Here is a 21,598-nt window from a genome sequence, read left to right on the forward strand (position 1 = left end):
CTGAAGTCAGCCGATCCAGATTGTCTTGTCCCGTGCCGGCATTCTGTACCTGAGGTCACCCCTTCACATTTTCACCACACGAAACAGACAACGCTGCGGCAATTTGCAAGAACATGCAGCCGGCGATGACGGACAACGTGGGGCCAATGTTTAACTGTTAGGAAAGCATCATGATTACCAACGCCCACCGCACCACCTCAGTTGGGGCAGCAGAACTCAACGAGCTCAAGGAACGGTGGAACGACTACCGCGCCCTGATAAATCCCGGGATAGCTCTTCCCTTCGACCCTCTCGTTGCCTTGCGACTCTGCGGAGCCGTACTGAATGCGGTGCCAAGCGTGCTCGAAACCGCCGAATACACACCCAGCCATGACTGAAAGGCCAGCAGACGTCTGGAATGATTCCGACCCAAGCAAATTGTCGGACTGCACCAACAACTACTGCATCGACGGCTGGGACTGGGACATTGCAGAATCATTCCCAGAGCCTTGCTCCACCTGTTGGCCGGTAGGAGAACCAAATGAGAAAGCCAAAATTCCTACCACTCTTCGAGATTTCTTCGGCCGTGGTTAGAACCCCACATACAGCGCGAACACAAGGTACACCCCAACATAGCTTGGGTTCTAGCGGTAGCCGTCGGGAACAAGTACGAGATATGCCCGCACCACTACAAGGGGAGAATTATGGGCAGTCTGATCAAGACCGTCAAGACCGCAGTACAGCAGCACCACATCTCAAGCGCCACGCGACAGCTTGCTCGCATCACACAGATCTCACATCCCTCCGGTGCACCGGCCGGCGGTCCCCGTGTCTTCACCCCGGCAATGATAGCCGCATGGGCAGCAGGACTCGAGGACCGGGCAGAACTGTGCCTAGGAGTAAACGGCACGGACAGTTTCAAGCTCACCCTCTACGTCTGCCCATCTGACGCGGGAGCAAAAGTCACTGCGATCATCACCGGCCCGGGACTGGGCTGCTACATCAGTGCCCATCACGGTGGGTCAACGGAAGCTTGGGTTGCCTCCCTCATCCACGACGCCAACTACCTGAACGACGAAAAGGATTATCCCGATCCATCAGGATGCCGCGCCTGATTCTGGACCGACGCCTCTCCGCGAAGATGGCGGAGACGACGTCTTCGCGCAGGTAATAGCGGAGGCGTTCGGGGTGGTCCAGTGCATCCAGTCGGTCGTGGACCACGTAGAAGCCGCGGCCCTCGCCGGGGGCGCCGGCGCCGCAGTCGAGTGCATCGACCATGGCCCCGTCCAGGACCTGATCTGGACCGCGTCTTCGAAGGACAGCCAGATCTTCGGGCTGTAATGCGTCGATGAGTGCCGGGAGTGCCCTAACCGGTTGCGTCCACCTCGATTGTAGAACCCGAAGGATGAGCGCGGCCGGACCCTGACAACACCGCCCGGCCGGGCACGGGTCCGGTCACTACTTCCTAACATACGATGGTGCAGCGGGTGCCTGTTAGTCGGTCCCCTGCGGACAGCGTGGGCCGTCACCGAGACCTGTCAGCGGGTGTCCTGTCGTAAAGTTATTCTGTCAATTAGCAATGAGCTTGAACCGGATACCTAGCTACTCCGACCGGCTGCACTTCTCGGAATCCATCACGCAAGAACCATATCCATGGAGAAAAATTAATGTTCGAATCGTCAAACACGCGCGGGTCCCACATCAAAGTCAGTGTGCTTCTTCACTGCTACGGATGTCGCGGGACCGTCTCGTGCTCTCCCGGGTCCCTCAGCGAGGACGGAACTATCGAGTACCGCACATGCGAAGAGGGCCACACAGTACCGGACAAGGCACAATTTGGAAGCATGGAATAGAAAAATGCACGAAATTTCGCGGCTTGAGCCGGTACGTAAAGGGTGAGATTAACCCATGGTGTCGGATCAGTGGACGCATTCGTACCTCACAGGAACATCCCGCTTTGTTTCGATCCGTCCCGTGAAAAATCGAAAATCTCAGGGACAATAGCTCTCACGAGCTTCTACCCCGGTGTGTGGAGTGGAGCTACTTGGCGGCAACCTCTGCGGCAGCAGCTACTGACTTGTCGCCGAAGAGGCTCTGGTAACTCAGGCCAGCAATGGCTGCTCCGATGAGCGGGGCAACAATGAACAACCACACCTGGCCGAGTGCTTCGGGGCCCGCGAACCAGGCCACGCCGATGGAACGTGCCGGGTTAATGGAGGTGTTCGTGATCGGGATGGACACGAGGTGGATCGACGTCAGGGTGAGGCCGATCGAGAGACCGGCAAACCCCTTGGGTGCGCGCTTGTCCGTGGCGCCCAGGATGACGTACAGGAAGATGGCGGTCAGGATGATCTCGGCCAGTAGGGCGGAGATCATGTTGTAGCCATTGGGTGAACGGTCTCTGTATCCATTGGAAGCAAAGCCGGAGGTAACCGCGTCAAAGCCGTCCTCGCCGTCGCGTCCGTAGATGACCGTCCAATTCGTTACGGTTATGCGCAAAAGTAAGTCATGCTCTTGGGCGAGAGCTCTTCCGGTCTCTCCGTTGGCGTGGCGGCGCACGATCTCGATTTTTGGTCCCGAAATCGTACTGCCTTCGGTCTCTTGTCATCAGGGAACCTGGTCCCCTTAGTTGTCATCGTCGATACAATATTTGGACAGGGTGATCCGCGAGGTGAAGAGCCAACGCAACGGACTTCGCAGTGAATCCTTCCTCGAACAACTCGACGGCCGAGACAGCATCAGAACGATTCAACGTGCTTCGCAAATACAGGAGCGGACTCCTTTGAAAGATAGACACCTAATTTCAGAGTCCAACTTTCAGGGACCACTTCACCGCTGCGCCAGTATTTCCCCAAAGGCACTAATTTGAGCATCCACAGTGCTGAGGATCTTGACTGGGTCGGCGCTGAACCCAACGACAGACCACGCAAACGGCTAGAGTTCAAGAAACCGATCGAACTGATCGAACCCCTCCTGTTGCAATGACCTCCAGAATCTGCCGGGGCGAGTTCAGGTGGTGAGTGCAACACCTGAACTCGCCTGTGTGTGAATCACTAGTTATGAGACACCTTGGAGCTGCCCGTGACGAAACTAATCGGCTACGCGCGCAGATCAATGCGACAACAATCCACCAACCGGCAACAAGCTGGCCTTCTCACCGTCGGAGCCCGGGCCGATGACCTCTACATTGACTACGGCGTTTCTGGAGCATGAGAGTCGCGGCCTCAATTCGACCGCGCACTCGATGCACTAATCCCAGGAAATACCCTAATCATCACCACACTGGATTGGCTCGGGCGATCTACCCAGAACCTGCTCAACTTCGCGCAACGGCTGAACACCCCCCGGCGGGGGCTGCGGGTCCTCAATCTTGGCAGCGGCAACGTCGACCACCAAGTCCACAACACCATCCGCCTCATAGAAAGTTGAGAACCCACAGCCGTAGTCACCCGCGAACTCGGAATGTCACGCGCCACCTTCTACCAACGTGCACAAACTCTCGCCCTACCAAACCCAACGCGGAACACCAATGATGCCAACCCCACTCGGCTGAAAGTTACGCAAAGGCATTTAGCCCATACCGTATGATGCCCGCCAGAAAAGCTGAGCATCCGGCACAAGAAACCCCAAGTAGTGTTAGAACGTGAAACCTCTAGAACCGATTATGCAAGCTGTCGAATGGATCGATAGTACGGTCCAGGGACCTCATGGGCCTATACCTGTCCGATTGTATTCGCCGCAAACTGACACTAAACCGGTCAGTGCCACGCCGATCGTGTGGATCCACGGGGGAGGATTTTTCAAAGGTAACCTGGACCAATCGGAGTCTCACGCTGTCGGCCAAGCCATGTCCACAGCAGGATTCCGAGTCATCACCGTCGGGTATCAACTCGCAACCGTCTCGAGAGTTCGTCGGTCGACAAGTGGGTTGCGGTGGGGTCCTGCCGTCCACTATCCGGTACCGGTTGATGAAGTCGTTGCTGTTGTCCGGGAAGTGCAACGCGGGGCGCCCAACGGGGTGATTCTGGGCGGCGCAAGCGCCGGTGCGTGCTTATCGGCCGCAACAGTGCTTCGTTTGGTGCACGAGGGTGGTGACGCTCTAGCAGGCGTCTTCTTTGCGTACGGACTCTTCCACTCCGCCCTGCCAACTCGGTCGCGCGAATTGAGGCGCCGCCTTCGTGGTCTGCGCCGATTAGTCCACGCACCGATGATACTCAATCTAATGAATCTCCACTACGCAGGCCGGCAATCTGCCCTCTCGGAACCCGACGCATTTCCGGGCGGGCACCCTTTGCGGGGATTCCCGCCCGCGCTCATGATTGATGCCGATCACGACTCAATGCGCGCATCTGGCGGTAAGTTCGCCATGGAACTTTCCGCGGCCCGGATCGCAGTGGACTACCACGTACTGCCCGGGGCATGTCATTCCTTCCTTAACCGGCCACAAGACCCTAGCTTTGCAGACAGTCTAGATTTGTTTATCGATTGGGCCCGGGGACTATAAGACGTGATGCCGCGCCGGCTAAAACTGGCTTCAGAGCCAAGGTCGCGCAACTGCGCCAATGTTGGGCGCCGACTACGCCACCGTGCTCGGAGCGGCCATTCGAATTGGTTATAAGGGACGCCCGGATGGCGGCATGATCAATCACCACAGTAGCCGTGCCTTAGGAAGCCGGATGTTTCAGCTTGCGTGCCAAAAGTGACCTTTTCCGACACCATTTCAGGTAGACAGCAAGTTGCAAGTTCCATGTAGAGTCCTCTCATGAAACGAGTCCTAATCACTGGAGCTTCAAGCGGAATCGGTGAAGCTACCGCACGACTTTTCGCCAAACAAGGGTACGAACTTGTCCTCGCATCACGTTCGACGGCTAGACTTGATGCCCTCGTTGAGAGTGTGCGTTCTGTCGGCGGGATTGCCCATTCAATTGCCTGCGATCTATCGACACCAGAGGGCTGCGAGCGACTAGTACCTGAAGCTATGAGCCTAATGGGTGGCATAGATGCCTTGGTCAACTGCGCCGGGGCGACCGGTGCACACTCTATTGAGTCAAGCACGCAAGAGGTTCAGTATCTAATAAACCTGAATTTGACCGCACCGATTCTCCTCATGCGCGACGCTATTGCTGCGTTCAAAATTCAGGGTCACGGGACGATTGTAAACGTCGGTTCGATGGCAGGTGAAATTGGAATCCGAGGAACATATTCAGCTTCTAAATTTGGCCTAAGAGGAGTTACAGACTCCGTTCGGCGGGAAGTCGCAGGAGACAACATCAACGTCTCCCTCGTAGTTCCGAACAGGGTCCTAACTTCCATGAGTTCAGGGCGAGGCCGCGGATTAGTTGGTGCCGAAGTGGTTGCTCGGGCCATTGAGCGGGGAATGCACCGCACGGCTCGCCGCATAGTGATTCCCCGTTCAAGGCGCCTTCAGATTCTTGTGGAAGCCGTTTGCCCTTGGCTAATCGACCTCGCCACCAACACGAGACCCACCAGAAAGACGCTAAGTCAATCCGACTTGTAGATGGAGCGATTGCTCAGGACCTCCCTCCAATCCTGCCGGTATAAGGGTGTCGCTACCGACTGGCAGAGAAATACCTGCACAAGGCCGACAGCGTGGCTGCGTCCTCGATAGCGCCAGCGGCTATTAGCCGGTGCACTTCGGCAACAGAAAGTAACTCGCTTTGCCAGTTCTCTCCAGGCTCAAGGGCAGACGATCCACGGGAAGTGATTTTTGCCTGGAAGATGTGGCACCGGGTAGAACTTATGGCAGGTACTTGTAATACGTGGCCTAACGACTGGGTTTCCGCCACGCAGTATCCGGTCTCCTCCCGGCACTCACGAATTGCGGCGTCCTCGGGATTCTCTCCCGTTTCCACTATTCCGCCTGGCAATTCATAGGATTCCCGAGGCCCACCTCCACGGCGCCCTCGTATGAAGAGGATCTTCTCGTTGTTCGTCGTGGCCAATACGACCGCAGTATCAGCGGCGTGAATTCTGAACCACGATAGATCTCCCTGTGATTGTTCGGTCACCCTGAACCAGGGGTTTTGATGTACTACGGTTTCCATCGAATTGATTCCTTTACGTTGTATCGGGAGCGAGACGCGACATGCTCTCGGGGCCCAGTGGACTAGACCTTGTCAGACCGCTATTCGAGGGTCGCTCGTCGGAGTGGTTTAAGGGTGAGGGCGTAGCAACCCGTCAGCGATACAAGAACCCCACTGCACAGAAAAGCAAAGCTTGCCCCTGCGAATTGCGTAATAAGTCCCGTTGCGGCGTACGCAATTGGTGCAGCGCCGATGCTTGCAAGTGTTACCACGCTCAAAACCCTGCCGAGTTGGGAAGGGTCCGACATTGTGATTACGAAGGTTTGGATCAACGTCCCACAAATACCACCGCAAAAGCCCAAAACTAATCCTGCTCCGGCTGAAAGCCAAACTTCCGCCGCAGCTCCAACGACGATAAGGGCCGGGCCCATGAGCACGACAGAACCTAGTGCGTAGAGACCTGGATGGGGTAGCTTTGGCCCGAAGGTTAAGTAAAGGGCAGTTGTCATCGCACCAATGCCAACACAGGCAAGGACAGTGCCTACTCCTTGCGCCCCCCAACCGCGGTCATCCGCAAGCGCAGGTATTCCGGCCGCGATTGGGCCGGCTATGGCAAGCTCCGAAAGGGCGATGATCATAAGCATTGGCCTTAGGACGGGATGCTTAGACACGTAATCCAGCCCCGTCCTAGCGTCGCGAATGAGGCTGATGCGCAGCATTCTGATCGTATTCTTGCTGCTTCTGGAACGGGGTGTTCCGCCTAGGCTGTCCCCGCAAGGTGTCTCAGCTTCCGACTTAGCTGCAGGCGAAGAAACGCGCGTAAAGAAGAGTAGACAAGTCGAAAGCGCGAGGATGGCCGAAAGTATAGCGAACGTAGCTCCCTGGTTAATATGCGCCAGGAGAAAACCAACCAAAGGAGGCCCCGTCGCCATGGCTAGCCGCTGAAGAAGCGACCGCGCGCCTTGTAGGCGACGCAAAGACGATCTATCAGCAATGTAGGCAGGGAGAGACGCGACAGCAGGGAGAAAGAGTGCGTCAGCGATTCCGAAGGCGGTTGTAAGCAGAACCAGCAGTGCAATATCAGAAGCGCCAGACGATAGGCTAATGGATATGGCTGCAATGACAACCGCACGTCCCGCGGAACTGACGAGCGCCGTCCACTTCGGACCGTATCGATCGGCGACGGCGCCGCCGAAGAGGAGCAGGAGTGCACGCGGTACCGCTCCAGCAGCAAGGAGAAAACCTACCTGAGCTGGCGTTGCGAATCGAGTGGCAGTCCAGGCTAGAGCGACGAAGTACATCTGATCACCAAGGACGCCGCTTCCGTAGCCGGCCAACCAGAGCACGATGTTGGTTCGCCGTGATCGCTTCCTCAGTTCAATATCTTGGCCTCTAGTGATGAGTGACCTCATCCATCCTACTAACTTGACTCGTTCTTCGGCTTCTTTTGGCTTTAGTGACTGCAGGTGCATCCGGGGCCTTCACGTCGTTCCAAGTGAGCATAAATCTGACTTTCATTTATTTCGCTGCCGTAACTAAGATGCGATTCCGTTTCGCTTTAGCGGACTCGATACTCAGCGCCGCTATGGTCTGCGTGGCGATATCATTGGGCAGCGATGGGGTACCGAACCTAGGTGAGAACGACCACGCAAAGACCCAGTCGGAAGCCTGTTTCTGGATCTTCAGCCGAATGGGAGTCAACGACGTGCCGCCTGACGGTTGATACTTTGGTTGAACCGGTGAGGCGGTAAATCCGTCAGACTTCCAATTAGCAGGATTAAATGAACCAAAGAAGTTTACGAACGCGTGTCCACTAATTTGTTGCTGAAGCGGCAGGTTTGGTTGGTTCCTTACCCTTTGAAAGCTTGCCGGCCATGAGTCCGCAGCCGCCTTCGTAGCTTCGACATCTGCTGCATGATTTGAATTGCTGAGGATGAACGGCAATGCATGAGCCACCCAGCCCCCGGCGCCTCGCCGCAGCGAATCATGACGGCCGTGCGCTGCAGCGTCAATACGAATAAGGTCTAACGAAGTGGACTCCTGTACGGCTTGTGCTAAAGCTGAAATTACAAGCCCCTCGTCGAAGTTTGACGCGATGACGGCTCCGTTGATCCTGTCGATACGTTGCATCGCAGCAGACCCCTGATTGTCATCAACCGTCTGGAGTTGCGGCATTTCCGAAATGCCGGCCCAAGGACGCTGCAACCACCAGTTCACATCCGCTCCAGGGGTTCGCAACCATTGGGACTCTAGCTCACTAAGAAACTCAACATAAGTATCTTTCATGCTTGGAGAGCATCGCTCCCGTGCGTACGAGCGCGTGAAAGTTCGCACAAATTGTGCTGCTGAGACGAGGTCTGCTAAGACATGATTGAAAACAAAGACAACATAGTCACGATTGTCGCCTCTAATATGAACAGTTCCCCACGTCTGGCCATCCACAACGTCGAACTGCTCAGCCATTGCTCGGACGTGTCGATCCATCACGTCTTGGATGTCGTCACCATCCGGAAATACGGAAACATGGATAGCCCGGCTTTGGCCACTGACGTGATCAGACACCACTTGCCGTGATAGAAACACAGATGTCAACGACGTCAGCGAAGTTCGAAGAGCCGGATGGCTTCTTTCCATGTTCTGAGCGGCGGCTTCAATCCGCCTACGGTCAAGATGTCCTGGTGCCGTAATTGCCATCGCTATGACATATCTGTTCGAGTAATCTGGGCCATATGTGCCGCGGACTAGATCTGACTGGCCTAATGTAAGTACTTCAATCCCCATTGTGAAATGGTAAAACAAAAATCGCCCTTAGTCATACCAAGAGCGCCCACAACCTAATTCATCTAAACGAGATGGCGCCAAATTAAGCTATACGGTTAAATTTTTCGCGAAATGTTAGTAAGAACACTATATTATCGATTCAAAAAAGTCGAATACTATCCCTTTGGATAGGTGGAGGGCTATAAGCGACTATCCGATTGGACATGTCTGACGGACATCTACCTGCGATATTACTGATAACGACTATCCTTTCGTTCAAATTATTTACGCTTCCAATTCCAAGAAAATGAATTTCCAGCTACCGTGTGGCATACTATGAACCCAACTACCGTTCTATAAAATCCGAATATCGAAGTACAATGGGTCCTGCGCGGAACACACCGCCGAAACGTAACGCACCAGTCAGGGCTAATTCACAACTCCCCATTTGGGCGCAGATGTGGTCAAAGGGCCAGTCTAGTGGGGGACTTGTCCGCATGACTGGGGCACTCTAGGCGGATAGGCGCGGTCTTTGAGCGTCATTGCTGGTGAGCGTAGATCAAGAGACCGAGTAAATTTTCCCTCTCCGATCCGCGATTCCACGCCAGCTATCCTAATGGTCACCCTATTCCGGGTCATCGCGTTTTTGGTCGCAGGAAAACTGGTCAGGAAACTCTTCGAGATTATTAAAATTTCCTACCTTGCGAGACAAAACCCACAAATCAAATGCGAAATAAACGAATGATCAGATTCGAAACACATAGGTCCACAGCTGATTCTAAATCACGCAATGTCAACACGCTTCGAACATTAGAGATGAGCTGGACCTTGGGGCAACACTTACGCTAGGCTCCTGATTCATGCGCTGAAAACGCCGATGTATTTACGGCGCTAGCTAAACGTAGACAAAGCACGCTCAATAAAAAATGGGGTAAAATGAGAAAGCACATGATTAAGATTAGCTACGCGGGGGTGGCTGCGGCAGTTTTGCTGGGTGCCGTTGGTATGACCCCCGCTACCGCAAGCAACAGTTTCGATCCGATTGAATCGATCCTCAATGCAGCACCCGAAGTTCTCAAAGATTCCACCACAGCTTCTTCCTCCGATCTCAATCGTGAGGTGGTAAGCCGTACAAATATTTCGACTGGGGCCAGCGTTGAGCTATCCGCGCAAGCATCCGCCGGAGTAACGCTCAAATCAAGCGATGGAACCTCGATTTCCATCGGGTTGCCGAGCACAGACAAAGAGCCGGTAGTTAAGAAAGTCCGAAACCAGATCGCGTATGACAACCGCGACGGCTCAACAACTGTGCCTATTCCGAAGGCCGACGGTTCGGTTCAGATTACGACCGTGCTGGCTGACTCCTCTGCGCCGCTGAGGTACGAATACGAGCTGGGCCTCCCCGAAGGTGCTCGTCTTCAGCTTGAGCCTTCAGGGAGTGTTTCCATCGTCAACAATGAAGGCATATTCGTTGGGGGTGTTTTGCCGGCATGGGCAAAGGACGCCAACGGTGAAAGCGTGGCTACAAACTATGAAGTATCGGGAAACAAGCTTGTTCAAGTGGTCACACTGAGCGGCAATGAAGTTTTTCCAGTCGTGGCAGATCCTTGGCTAGGAATCGGACTAATTGACAAGGTCGAGAAGAGCACTGTTGCGGGCATGGGTTCTAGATACCTAGTTCATCCAACCATCTGGGGCCGCGGCGGCGCCGGGATCGCAGCCCGTTGGGCTGCCTGGGGCGAAGCTGCGGAGAAAGGCGTGCCCCGGACCGCGACCTTGGAGAATCAATTCCTTTGTCACTACGACGCACGCCCTGTAACGACCTTCAAGTCGAGTTGGAACCTCGAAGCCTACACCCCCGACAAAGGCTACCTAGGTTTTGTCGGCAACATGTGCAACTGAGATGAGAGCCTGTTATGAAAACTGATGTGAAAAAAGTAGCCACTCCATGGATAATCGTTGTAATTCTTGCAATAGTGACCTTAGCGCTTGGTCTCGTCGCCGGATATGCGGCAGACGAAGTTGCAGGGTCGCCCATAGGCTCAGCTGAGTTGAATCCCCTCCTGAGTGCCTCTGTCTGGATCTTTCTCGCCGCGACTCTTCTAGCGCTGGTCTGGGCCATTTACAAGACAATACAATTTGCCTCGAAGAAGCCGGCCAACGGCTCGTAAATTGGTATGAGTGAGGGGCAGCTCCTCGCCCCAGCACGCCGTGGCGACCCTGTTTTCATGCCTGCAGACAAGGCATGAGAACAGGGTCGTTTTTTGGCGTTGGGCGCCACTACTCGCGCACGATCCCGTGCGGTTGCTGTCGCGGAATTTCCAAGAAGAATGATGCCAGCGGGAGTACAGTCGGCTAGATCCGTTCAGTTCGGGCTTCGTCTGGGACGGCTGGTTCGGCTGCCCAAGCTGTTTCGTGAGGGCGAGGATTTTTGACTCTGCAGAGGATGTAGGTTCGTTCTGAGCCACGGAATTCTAGAATCGCTCTGGCCACCTGATTGGTAAAGATGATCTCGATGACGGCAGGGGAAGAACTCCAAGTCGTATGAGCCCAGGACAGCCCCACTCACCCGCTCCCCCATGTACAAATGGGTTCACACCTAGGTAATCAACTTCTCAATCTTGGCCAGCGTTCCTTCTTACTGATGGCAACCGTATGTAGAGCCAGTAGTGCCATTTGAAAACAGGGCCACTGGTTGTGTTTCTCGCTGTACAGTCCGGACAAATCGTCCAGAACGGCTGGCTTACTTTTCGGCCAACACCGACACCCTTGAACATTCCATCGGCGCTTGCGCCCCTTTCCAGGAGCCCGTAGTCATCGGTCTGGCAAACATCACACCAGATACTCGAAGCGGAGATATCGTCCATGCTTAGTCACTCGGTTCTCGTCCGAGCAGGGCTTGGTACAAGAACTGGTGACGCCATTTTAGGACTCTAGGCTCACGCCTTCAAGACAACGCACTGCCACTTAACGGATAGGTGCAACTACCTCTCAGGTCGAACACTGACCAACCGAGCGCGCTCGGGCATTGTTCGTTTGAGCTGCTCGAAACCTTGGGTGTAGTTCTGGCATTCGACCGTTGTGGTCTCGATGGCGCCCGTCTCGATGGTCTCGAACATTGCTGTGATGATCATGCTCCAAGGATAGGGCAACCCGCCCACTATGTTCTATGTCAGACCATGAGCGCATAATGTTCTAGTGAATAAGTTCGATGCAGGCAACAACCTGATCCTGATGGCGATCATTGATGCCGAGACCCGCCACCCGAAACCATCCGACGGGCCGACTAAGCGCTTCCCGATTTGGAACAAACCCCTGGTGAAGGTCAACACGATCTACGGCCACGCTTTTGGCTACACGCACTCTTACGGGCTCATTGGATGGTGGGACAACACCGGTAAGCACCACCGGTAAGCACCACATGGAATGGTTCCCCGCCGACCTCATCCAGCGGGTCAAGCGTGCCGATTGGAATGGCACTGACTATGAGGGGCCAATAAGCTAGCGTGGACGCATGTTGCGCTGGGATATCTCGTTGCACCCGTCGTGGGATCGCATGTACAAGTCTGGGATGACCGTGCGTGAGATCTCCGACTTCACGGGCCGGCCGCTCTCGACCGTGCAACGTCACCTGCAGGTCCGGCAAACCTACGACGATGACATCCGTCCCATTCATGATGCAGCCAACGCGGCACGCGGCCCGGGCTGGCCCACCACACACTGGCAACGACGCTATAAAGCTACCCAAATCTTCCTTGCGGCAAACGGCAGGCTACCCGCTGTCGGTGGTGATGAGGAAGAACCTTCGTTGGCCCGTTGTGTCGCCCACCAGCGCGCTCTACATATCCGTGGCGAATTACCCGACATTCAAATCACGCTCATGGACAAGCTGCCCGGTTGGACACACCGGGAGCCCTCAGTGAATCGCGACGAGCATTGGCATGAACGTCTCGAAGATCTACACGCATTCGTCATGGAGACAGGTGCAATGCCACGCTACAAGCGCTACGACGGCGAAGAAGAGCATAGCCTCGGCGTTTGGCTCCACACCCAGCACCAGGGCCGAGCAGAAGGACGCCTAAAACAATGGCGCCTTGAAGCTCTCGATGCGGCCCTGCCGGGCTGGCGCAGCAGGATGTGAGCCACACTCCCCCGGAGCAGTACCATGCGTACATTGGCTAATTGGCACAAGTCTCGCCGGTCATGGACGTTTTGCAACCGTCGAAAATGTCATTTAGGGATACCCGCGACGCCAGCAAAAAGTCGCGTCGGTGACTGTTTCAGTCTCTGCGCTATAGACACCGAACAGCACATCCTGCGCCGACCGATTTAGTCGATCACCTCCAAGAGACTACGCCGAACGCAGATCCCCCAGTCTTTTCACTTCAAGCTCGAGCATGTTGACCTTTGTTGTCAATTCTTGGATGAGAACGAGCAATTGGTTGCTGTCAGGTGCCCCTTCCGGGACAGCCTGACGAGAGGAGGCGCTTTTCTTGGCGTGGGGAGTTGCAGAAACCCTGCGCGCCTTTAGTTCATCTCTGAGATTCTCAGTTACCGATACCAGTCCACCATTTTGTTGAATAAATTCAGACATGGCGGGGATGAGAACTTCGGCGTCCCACAGGAGGCGAACGAAGGGAACACCCTTCCCATCGAGATCAGGTTGCTCACGGGCCAGTCCCATCTCCAAGGCAGGCGCCGCACCAGGGCCTTCTGCGTCGCGAAGGCCCATCAGTCGTAGGCAGAGGCCGGCCTCATTCGAATTCCAGCCAAACCGTATACCCAAGTCAGTCATGACCAGCCAAGACTCCGAGACGTGACTACTTCCAGCAACCATTTCTTTTCCTTTCCTTCAACACCGATGAGGTCCCTCTCAACTTATCCGAGCACACCGACATTCCTCCGGGAAGTGGCAGGTTGGACTGCGAATCAGCAGCCCTCTACACGCAGAATCATGCTCGCCACGCGATCCCTTGTTCAGAGACACCAGATGATTCATCCTGGTGCATTCATCTGAAATACCGCGCTAAACCTGTCATTTGCACAAGGTCATTTGGTCCCCAACCGCGACAATATCTCAGCCGGAGAACATCCTCTTGGCCTTGAAGGAGCCCAATTTCTGGGATACCACCCATACTCGCTTCTCAGATAGGGCTGGGGACGCGGGCATGGCCATCTTTGCAGGACGCGGCCAGCTAGACGCAAGCTTCTTCCCTTCCCTCCGGGAAGTGCGACGAAGAAGGAAAAGGACTCCCTCGTGGCCATACCTGGTGACGGAGACGAAGCATCTAGCTCCAACCAAGACGATGAAAAGCCAGGCGTCAACCTCCACAGCTAGGACCAACCTAGATTGGCTTGCGGAAGAGTGGATCCCCTTTGCTACAGGAGGCCCTTAGCTCTTTCGACGGGACTGCCCCGGCCTTCGCTGACTCTTTAATTCAAACCTTGGGCCGACCCAGCAGAACACCATGGGTCCGAGAATGTGGCACCAACAGCAAACCGGGCCGCAGGGTATTCGAACCGATACTGCCGCAAGGGATAGTCAGTCGAAATTGCCCGCTCCAACGCATCTGAAAAACTATCGCCGCAGGTCAGCAGCGTATTTGGCACCTAACACTTCCTGACAGTTTTCAGCGCTTATACCCCCGCTTTACAAGTATCGGGTTGTTGCCACTTGACAATACCTTGCATTCGCCCATTTTTCCGCGGATATAGTGGAACAATGGCAGGTACTAAACACTCTCCAGTTTGCGTTGATTCTGGAGAGTTTATGGCGAGTCGGTTGAATTACCCTGTCGACAGTTATTCAGATTCCCCGTCCTAGCAAAAACTTCACCCATTCTTGCTCGTCCGAGGACTGGCCTCACTACTTTCGATGGCACCGCTTTTCCGCGAGGCGACGGCAGGATGCGTTGAACCAAACTCCGCCACGACAACAGGATCATCATCAACGGGCCACCTACCACCCCTTTGACCATGACGCCACGAATATATTCTTCGAGACCGTCTCAAGCCACTGCGAACGCGCCTCGATGGTCGTGGCCTGGAACCTGCCCTTCTCACGCAGAGGTGAGATCTTCAGATACCTTACTCAACGCCCCAGCTATGATTGATAGAATCTTTCACCACGCCGACGTGACCAACCTCAAAGGCAACATATGCCGACGACGAAGACACCAAACCGCCAAAACAACGACACAATAGAAAAACCAACGGCCCTGTTTTCACCTAGTACTCCATCCCTCTATTCTCAGGTAGCGTTGGCATTCAACAGCCTAGATTCCTCGCTCATCTTGTAGCCGCTATTCCCAGTGACGTCCGGAAACGCGAAAGAGTTGCCAATCATAAGGATATGTTTTGCTCCCATCATGGAGATCCTTTTCCCAGAGCGGCCAAGCTACATCAAGCATTTTCCGAAGCTGAGTTTGGTCGCGTGGGATTTTACGCTTCTCAGAGGCGTGACGCGCGATGGAATAGGAGTTCCAAATTGTTTGACCTCCGGAACGCGCGTGATGGAAAACGCAGGCAAAAAAACAAGCCACGGAGTCGTTCACTGGCGCTGACGTGGAAAGAACCGCGCGTGCGCCCTTCTCCAGAAATGCAATGTCCAGAGGAATAGTCTCCGCCAGCTGAAGTTCGTGGAAGGTGCCGCGGCCAGTTGAACAAGCAGATAGGTACACAAGATCTGTTGCAGATGCATCCAAGTCTAGGAGTATGCGGGCTGAAGACAACGGCTCGCTGGGGTGTATGGCTAGTCCAACTTCATAGCTCCGCGCGCCAGAATACCCGTGTCCAGCAAGATGCACTGTTCGAGGCAATTTGGTCGGTAGAAACTCTACCCGCGTTGAATGGTAGATGTTGTCTACGAAATCAAGCTCTGTGTCGACAGCTTTGATTAGGTCCTGCCCTTCGCCAGGAAAACCACACGTAACGCCGAAACCTTCTGCTGGACGTTCCCTATGCCTGAGACTCGCCGCACGGTGGGTATACGAAACCTCTATAAATCCGAGCCTCAGAAAGGCTTCATGATAAGTCAGATTGTAGGCCGTCGAGTGTGCATTCACAACCAATTTATTGATGCCAGCATCCAAGAGTTCCTTGAGCCCATCGAAGCCTTTCGAAAGTTCTTGATTTTGCTTTTCGTAGGACCACGATGTGTCGAAAGGACCTGCAAATTCGTGCGATACCACAGCTACGGTCAAATCCGCATTCAGGTAGGCAGCATTTGCGACTAGCAAGATAGGTGAATCTCGAGTCATTGTTATCTGGACATACCCGCGCCCCGGACCAAGTTCTGACAAGTCTAGTTCATCGATATGCTGACTTCCCGATGATGCGATGGCAATGAGAAATTCCTCTCGTGCCTCCCGTGGCGGATTGGGGTCTACAGGATATCCACTAAAAGTGGCCAAGGTCGTGGCATCGATTATCTCGAGATAGTGACGAAAAGCGGTATGGAGATCGGAGCCGGATTCTGACATGAGTCCTTGTCGGACCATCTCAAATGATTGCTGCTCGACGTGAGCCATGGAGCGTAGTCTCTGTATCTGACTCAGAGGCGTGAACATCTTGACGTCATCGATGTTGGGCTCGTTCTCGGCCAAGTGCTTGTACGCAATTCCCACAAGTTCAGGAGGAAGGCGGCAGCCAAATGAATAAACATACTCCAACGAGGCATGGGCATCAATTTTGTATATGTCAATTCGAACTGCGCCTATAGATAGTAAAGTCCTCAGGCTATTTAGACTCCTTGAGTCCTCAAGATCGAATGCCCAAGTGGCTCTAACCACATCGACAATGCCGGATAGAGTGAGAGGGATTCCAAGAAGCACTACATTTTCTCCATCGATGCCGTGAAAGAACGTAGGCTCATACGACCATTGACGAATGGCCTTCATCTGGTCCTCCGACTCAGCGACAATCAACCAACTGGGAACGAACCCTGATGATGCATCACATATCCGAGCGCCGCTAGTCGCAACTGTGTCCGCGACCCATCCTGGAATGCCGCTGGGTGCTGAATTTGGCCACCCTCCGTGCATACTCTTGGGCAGCAATATTTGATTGCTAGATGCTCGGAGCGCATCGCACTTCCACTCGTCTTCCGCATCATCAGGCCAACATGCAAGAAGCTCTAGCCAAGTAACATGTTTAGAAATACCGTCGCGATCCAATTTGAACAGCCCACGGAGCATAGACAGGTGACTTTCACTGCAGTCGAGATCGACGGAAATATCTTTGGGCAGCGGCAATGGGACAACTGGACCAATTACCAATAGATAACGAATTAATACGTCCGAATAATGTGGCTCGAGATTTACTTCCGTTGAACTTCGCTCCCGAGCACCAAGCTGCGATTGATGCAGGAGAACGAGAAGTTCAGGACGCACTTGTCCCAGATCCCGGCCCAAACGGTAGATGCTCTGCCAAAGAACGAGCAGATGAGTAGCGAGCCGGCGATCAAAATGACCCTCGCGCCAATGCCGGCTAATAATCTGCTCCACCTCTACCTTTGATAGAAACCCTGCAACTTCGGCATCACTGTCTAGAATTCCATAAATATGGCCAAGCCCAACATGAGTAGTCAGAAGCGCCATCTCCGCGGATGACAGGTTAGACACATTACTCGAGAAAGTCCTCCTAACGCGACTGTCTACGATTCGCTCCACTATAGCGTTAAACCAGACACGACGACCGCTAAGGAAATCATCAAGGGGAAATGAATTCATAAAACACCAACTTCGCCTACTTTAGCTCAAAAACCCGAACATTGCCTCACATCGAAACTGACTCCAGCCAGTCAAAGAGTCTGCAAATCGACGATCCATAGCCAGCGAAAATATCACTTCAAAAAATGGCTTGCATCCAAAATATTAGGCGGCGCTCCCGATATAGAAATATGAATTCCGGAACGGAGAATACCGCTTCAAGCGTCTACCTTCGAACGGCGAGGCAATTACATCCCATTATTCCGCAGTGGCAATTTCCCCGCAATTCCAGCATTAGAAATAGGCGGTCACTCTGGCGCCTTGGTTTCCGTCATGAATCATACTCGTCGATTTCAATCGTCTGATCAAATTCAGGAGAATCATAGTCACTCTTGTCCAATGCGGAAATAACTCGTGCATCAAGTTCACTTGTGTCCGTTATTCTATTATGAAGAAGTAGTCTAATTGAAGCCCGCGCATGGCTCGCCAAAGTATCGGACGACGAGCTAGTCACCAGCATTTCCGAAAATTCTACGAGAGTTGTAGATTCATCGCTCTCCAAGGAATTTTGAATTTGGATACGAGGCACATAGAAACTCTCATCCAAGGCATCGGTAACTGATGATATGTCCCCATAGATGTCGCCGGACTTTTCAGCTGAAATGGAAACCCGCCGAGACAGGCCATGTAGATCAACTGCTTTAATCTTGAATGACGGAAGTATTTCGGCCAGTTGCTCCCACTGAGGGATGGTCCCGCCAGACATACGGCCTTTCAGTTTGCGGGCGTCATCCGCAAACAGAATTCTCCAATCCTTGACGTCAAGGGCAACCAGTCCTCGCCAGAGCTTCCAAAGCGGTTCTTCATCAGGCTGGTGACCCTCGGAATCGCCTGCGCGCCCCGCAGCCACTTCACTAGGAGACGCCATATTCATGACTACCTGGCTGCGTTTCGCGGTCCACTTGGTGATGTTTGCATTAAGCAAGGGAGAAACATCCAGGGTTTCAAGGTCAACGGCTATGTCGAAAAGGTCTGATAGAGACATAACATCTCCAAGCTCCTCCCAAAGATGTTGCGTTTCACGCGCATCTGGATTGCCCAATAGAAGGGGGAGCACAGTCCGTAATTCAGCTTGGCTGAATTGTCCAGCGAGTGAGAGTTCAGCAAAATTGCCTCGCATGACATCCCGCACAAGTCCAGTCGATCGCTTCAGACGCAGTGCAGCATCTTCCATGAAAAACTGATCGATGGCACTGTCGAATTCTTCGAAGGATTCAGATGCATCAGAAAGGACGGACGCGGAAGAGATAGTCGCGGCTTCGTGCTGCCCTATATACCCGCGGCCTCCGCTCAAGAAATTTTGCCCGACAAGCTTCGAAAAGTCATAACCGTTTGTGAGATTTCCGCCCCTTGGTGTAAGCGTTTGGAGAGAACTAGTATCCGTGATTAGGAGATCCACACGTTTGATCTTCTGCTCCACTTGAATAGCTTCACGTGCCACTTGTCCAGAGCTGTGCTCATCGACAGCAATAATTAACGGAGATCGGGTAATCAATCCATGTATGTCAGCGGCTATACCCGCCGGGTCTGTGTCGGTGCGAACAAAAAGCGGTCGCTCTTTTCGCTTTCCCCCTTCTTTCCAAGTTAGAACCATATCCGGCATGTAGGAATGATTAAAGTAGTCAGTGAAAACGACATCCACTCGCTCGTCTAGCTCAATGAGCTTTTCAGCGACAGCAGTCTCGACACCCGTTATCACTGATTGTGGGGAGCTGTTATTAAGTGCTGATAGGACTTCCTGTTGGAAATCTCCTGACTTAGTCATGACGCCTTCCTCCCAAGTACTTCTTCAATGCGATTAAGCTCGGAAGCGGTGAGCATAAATCGCTCTTGGCGTTCATTAAGTATCAGAAGGTGAACAAGTTCTGATGTATCCTTCAATATGTTATCGTCAATCTCAGCACCATTAAGTACGCTACTAAACTCCCCAAGGCCTCTCTGATTCGAGAAGGTTTGAAGTTGTCCACCCATTTGCCGATTCCAAAAGGGTGGGTTGTAACGAACATAAATTCGGCACGCTCGGACGTGTTGTTTTTTTTCGCTAGAGCAGTCGCACTATAGGCGTGGGCCAAAAATTCCCTATAGTATGCGTCAAGTTTACTGGCATTTCCATCATAATTCTTTGCTTCAACATAGAGGGGTACATTCGATTCTCCAAAAATGAACCCAAACATATCAAAAAGTTTGCTTCCTTGGAGCAGTTGAACGCGACAGATGGAGTCGTTTCTGTATGCATTGAACGGAAGCTCAATCCAGGTCGTACTTTCAAGTCCCCGCTTCGCCAGTGCGACGCCATCAATGCCCTTCTGCTGTATAGGTTCAGCGGCTAGCCCCATTTGTGCCCCAATCGTTGACTCTAAGTAATTTGTCGTGAGTATACACTGAGTTGCGCCGACGTTAGTTGTTGATTTCTAGCCCCAGATTGTCCGCTAGAGCAGTGACTCGCACTTCACTTGGGTCCAAGTTTCTCTGTCCGCTGTTCTGTGCGAAGCTACGATGGAATGACCGTCGCGGCGACTGGACGGCTCAAAAACGAAATCTATCCCAAAGTTGCAGAGTTTGCCTCCTGCCAAGCATTGCCAGGCCCGAGGACAAGGAAGCTACACTACCGCCGGATATCCGCGACCACCTCACTGTGGACATCGAGCTGGGCCTTTTCCTCGCTCATCTACCTCTACTTGGCCGCCCCGACCATCGCAGCCGTCAAGCAGCACAACGGTGAAATCATCGGCCTCCCCATGAAGCACTTAGTTGGCAACACCCACGTCAGCTGCGGGCTGATCACCTTGGCCAAACCTGGCTGCCCGGTCGCCAAATATCTCGCCTCCTCAGCCATATCCGCCGCCATATCCCATACATCGCAAACTGCTGCTGACACGCCTACTGCCTCGAACGCCAATCTAGATTTGAGTTCACGTCCACTAGGCAGCGGCCAACGTAGGCGTTCCAGATCCCCAGCCGCCCTGGCATCATTATCGTTAGGCTGGGCTAGCTGGTAAAGACTTCTCATTACGTTTGGGAAAATAGCTCCCTACTCTCTTGGTCGTGGGTTCAATTCCCGCCCGGGGCACCATGTGATGTCTCGGGTCATAGTTCCCACTATGTCTCGAGACATCGTTCCCACCTCGTGTGGGAGCAATATTGGTTACACCTCGGTCTTCGGATCGGGGTGTTTCTTTTTTGCCGTCAGGCGTGTGGGGTGACGCCCAGGCAGCATGGAATCAGGCCCGCAATTGCTGGTGATACGGCCCTGGGTGACACCATGCTTGCCCATAACCTCTCCTTGCCATGAGGCGCTGGTACTGGTTCACGGCGATTGCGTCTAATCGCCGATCGAAAATGGTGGGAACTATGTCTCGAGAAATCGGGGAAGTATCACCTGGGAACTATGTCCTGAGATCACACACCGCCCGGGGCACCAAAAAGTGGCTCTGACCTGCAGTTTCATTCCGCAGGCCAGAGGCGCTTAAGGCCAAAATCGGCCCAACTCCCCCTTTACTCCCCCAATTCAGCAAAATTTTCTTCAGAAATCACTCCCCCTTTTCAGCAGGGTGAGCTCCCCCTTTTCATCCGTACGTCGTCGTCTCCGACGCCCTTGACAGCCTATGCGCTCAAAGGCGGGAATATCATGCACCTTGTCTCTAGCCACCGCCGCCGCCAGACTCTGGGCTCGTCTGCTTCGCCCTCAAGATTCACCCAATCCGAACTGGGATTAGCATTTTCCTGCCCTTAGGTCCCTGTCGGTGTCATGACGCCGTCTGAATTCACTCCAGGCGCACCGATTCGTGACGCAAACTGACCTCAGGTAGTAGCGCAAGATCAATGCAACTGTTCACTACGTGCGGCCAGCTCGATTTCCTGTCTCTGCCTCGCCCAAGGACCATACCCTGACCGCGAACTTAGAATCTGTTGATCCGTCTGGTCCCGCGCGAGGAAGCCAGAAAGTACGAAGGGGAGTTTGAGCCGGTCCCGCCGCGCCGTCTTGGAGACCGCCTACGAAGCCGTAGGGTCGTTGTGGCAGGAACGCTCCGACTGGATCGACGTCGC

Annotated in this window: 20 protein-coding genes and 2 pseudogenes; 12 read left to right on the plus strand and 10 right to left on the minus strand. The window is 53.8% G+C overall.

The annotated features are described in order from the left end of the window. Window positions 1-170: 170 nt before the first annotated feature. The 3 genes from BLV41_RS12375 to BLV41_RS22795 all read left to right on the plus strand — a co-directional run bounded on the left by BLV41_RS12375 (window position 171) and on the right by BLV41_RS22795 (window position 1,320). A complete protein-coding gene (locus BLV41_RS12375; RefSeq protein ID WP_074711857.1) occupies window positions 171-377 on the plus strand; it encodes a hypothetical protein in 207 nt (68 codons plus the stop codon). A 306-nt stretch (window positions 378-683) separates the two neighbouring features. Then, a complete protein-coding gene (locus tag BLV41_RS12380) occupies window positions 684-1,094 on the plus strand; it encodes a hypothetical protein (protein WP_074711858.1) in 411 nt (136 codons plus the stop codon). Window positions 1,095-1,191: 97 nt separating this feature from the next. Further along, window positions 1,192-1,320 carry a hypothetical protein gene (locus tag BLV41_RS22795; protein ID WP_280138614.1) on the plus strand — a complete coding sequence of 43 codons (129 nt, stop codon included), beginning with the start codon at window positions 1,192-1,194 and terminating at the stop codon, window positions 1,318-1,320. 699 nt (window positions 1,321-2,019) lie between these two features. On the opposite strand, the gene BLV41_RS12385 is transcribed toward BLV41_RS22795, so the two are convergent. Next, the gene (locus BLV41_RS12385) at window positions 2,020-2,478 is read right to left on the minus strand and encodes an aquaporin (protein ID WP_342028198.1); all 459 of its coding nucleotides are present in this window, start codon (window positions 2,476-2,478) and stop codon (window positions 2,020-2,022) included. 336 nt (window positions 2,479-2,814) lie between these two features. On the opposite strand from BLV41_RS12385, the pseudogene BLV41_RS22555 reads away from it, so the two are divergent. The 5 genes and pseudogenes from BLV41_RS22555 to BLV41_RS23050 form a co-directional block, all read left to right on the plus strand. Then, window positions 2,815-2,964 (plus strand): annotated as a pseudogene (locus BLV41_RS22555) (IS30 family transposase); the annotation flags it as partial. A gap of 96 nt (window positions 2,965-3,060) precedes the next feature. Beyond that, window positions 3,061-3,192 carry a recombinase family protein gene (locus tag BLV41_RS22940; protein WP_342028199.1) on the plus strand — a complete coding sequence of 44 codons (132 nt, stop codon included), beginning with the start codon at window positions 3,061-3,063 and terminating at the stop codon, window positions 3,190-3,192. Window positions 3,193-3,207: 15 nt separating this feature from the next. Next, a pseudogene (locus BLV41_RS22945) lies at window positions 3,208-3,408 on the plus strand (recombinase family protein); the annotation flags it as partial. A gap of 418 nt (window positions 3,409-3,826) precedes the next feature. Next, on the plus strand, window positions 3,827-4,483 hold the full coding sequence (locus BLV41_RS23045) for an alpha/beta hydrolase (RefSeq protein WP_425284277.1): 657 nt from the start codon (window positions 3,827-3,829) through the stop codon (window positions 4,481-4,483). 258 nt (window positions 4,484-4,741) lie between these two features. Continuing rightward, on the plus strand, window positions 4,742-5,497 hold the full coding sequence (locus BLV41_RS23050) for an SDR family NAD(P)-dependent oxidoreductase (protein ID WP_074711860.1): 756 nt from the start codon (window positions 4,742-4,744) through the stop codon (window positions 5,495-5,497). A 52-nt stretch (window positions 5,498-5,549) separates the two neighbouring features. On the opposite strand, the gene BLV41_RS12410 is transcribed toward BLV41_RS23050, so the two are convergent. The 3 genes from BLV41_RS12410 to BLV41_RS12420 all read right to left on the minus strand — a co-directional run bounded on the left by BLV41_RS12410 (window position 5,550) and on the right by BLV41_RS12420 (window position 8,804). Beyond that, window positions 5,550-6,044: an NUDIX hydrolase gene (locus BLV41_RS12410; protein WP_074711861.1), complete on the minus strand. Its 495-nt coding sequence runs from the start codon at window positions 6,042-6,044 to the stop codon at window positions 5,550-5,552. Between the two features lie 80 nt (window positions 6,045-6,124). Continuing rightward, entirely contained in the window at window positions 6,125-7,495 is a 1,371-nt protein-coding gene (locus BLV41_RS23055) for an MFS transporter (RefSeq protein WP_074711862.1), read from the minus strand. Window positions 7,496-7,541: 46 nt separating this feature from the next. Beyond that, on the minus strand, window positions 7,542-8,804 hold the full coding sequence (locus BLV41_RS12420; protein WP_074711863.1) for a condensation domain-containing protein: 1,263 nt from the start codon (window positions 8,802-8,804) through the stop codon (window positions 7,542-7,544). A 915-nt stretch (window positions 8,805-9,719) separates the two neighbouring features. On the opposite strand from BLV41_RS12420, the gene BLV41_RS12425 reads away from it, so the two are divergent. Both BLV41_RS12425 and BLV41_RS12430 read left to right on the plus strand, forming a co-directional pair. Further along, the gene (locus BLV41_RS12425) at window positions 9,720-10,685 is read left to right on the plus strand and encodes a DUF2599 domain-containing protein (RefSeq protein ID WP_083360760.1); all 966 of its coding nucleotides are present in this window, start codon (window positions 9,720-9,722) and stop codon (window positions 10,683-10,685) included. Between the two features lie 14 nt (window positions 10,686-10,699). After that, window positions 10,700-10,954 carry a hypothetical protein gene (locus tag BLV41_RS12430; protein ID WP_074711865.1) on the plus strand — a complete coding sequence of 85 codons (255 nt, stop codon included), beginning with the start codon at window positions 10,700-10,702 and terminating at the stop codon, window positions 10,952-10,954. Window positions 10,955-11,767: 813 nt separating this feature from the next. On the opposite strand, the gene BLV41_RS22090 is transcribed toward BLV41_RS12430, so the two are convergent. Then, on the minus strand, window positions 11,768-11,917 hold the full coding sequence (locus BLV41_RS22090) for a hypothetical protein (RefSeq protein WP_170835468.1): 150 nt from the start codon (window positions 11,915-11,917) through the stop codon (window positions 11,768-11,770). 64 nt (window positions 11,918-11,981) lie between these two features. Here BLV41_RS22090 and BLV41_RS12435 point away from each other — a divergent pair, with 64 nt between their 5' ends. Both BLV41_RS12435 and BLV41_RS12440 read left to right on the plus strand, forming a co-directional pair. Next, window positions 11,982-12,197, plus strand: a complete 216-nt coding sequence (locus BLV41_RS12435; RefSeq protein ID WP_074711866.1) for a hypothetical protein — start codon at window positions 11,982-11,984, stop codon at window positions 12,195-12,197. A 100-nt stretch (window positions 12,198-12,297) separates the two neighbouring features. Next, entirely contained in the window at window positions 12,298-12,924 is a 627-nt protein-coding gene (locus tag BLV41_RS12440) for a Helicase associated domain protein (protein WP_074711867.1), read from the plus strand. Between the two features lie 210 nt (window positions 12,925-13,134). On the opposite strand, the gene BLV41_RS12445 is transcribed toward BLV41_RS12440, so the two are convergent. The 5 genes from BLV41_RS12445 to BLV41_RS22800 all read right to left on the minus strand — a co-directional run bounded on the left by BLV41_RS12445 (window position 13,135) and on the right by BLV41_RS22800 (window position 20,825). Then, window positions 13,135-13,620: a hypothetical protein gene (locus BLV41_RS12445; protein ID WP_074711868.1), complete on the minus strand. Its 486-nt coding sequence runs from the start codon at window positions 13,618-13,620 to the stop codon at window positions 13,135-13,137. Between the two features lie 1,465 nt (window positions 13,621-15,085). Then, entirely contained in the window at window positions 15,086-17,512 is a 2,427-nt protein-coding gene (locus tag BLV41_RS12455) for a CHAT domain-containing protein (RefSeq protein ID WP_083360761.1), read from the minus strand. A gap of 310 nt (window positions 17,513-17,822) precedes the next feature. Next, entirely contained in the window at window positions 17,823-19,316 is a 1,494-nt protein-coding gene (locus tag BLV41_RS12460) for a hypothetical protein (protein WP_074711871.1), read from the minus strand. Window positions 19,317-19,428: 112 nt separating this feature from the next. Then, the gene (locus BLV41_RS12465) at window positions 19,429-19,887 is read right to left on the minus strand and encodes a hypothetical protein (protein ID WP_074711872.1); all 459 of its coding nucleotides are present in this window, start codon (window positions 19,885-19,887) and stop codon (window positions 19,429-19,431) included. 809 nt (window positions 19,888-20,696) lie between these two features. Beyond that, window positions 20,697-20,825, minus strand: coding sequence for a hypothetical protein (locus tag BLV41_RS22800; protein WP_280138615.1), 129 nt, complete (start codon window positions 20,823-20,825; stop codon window positions 20,697-20,699). Window positions 20,826-21,598 lie beyond the last annotated feature (773 nt).

Origin of the sequence: Arthrobacter alpinus (assembly GCF_900105965.1) — a bacterium.
GTDB lineage: Bacteria > Actinomycetota > Actinomycetes > Actinomycetales > Micrococcaceae > Specibacter > Specibacter alpinus.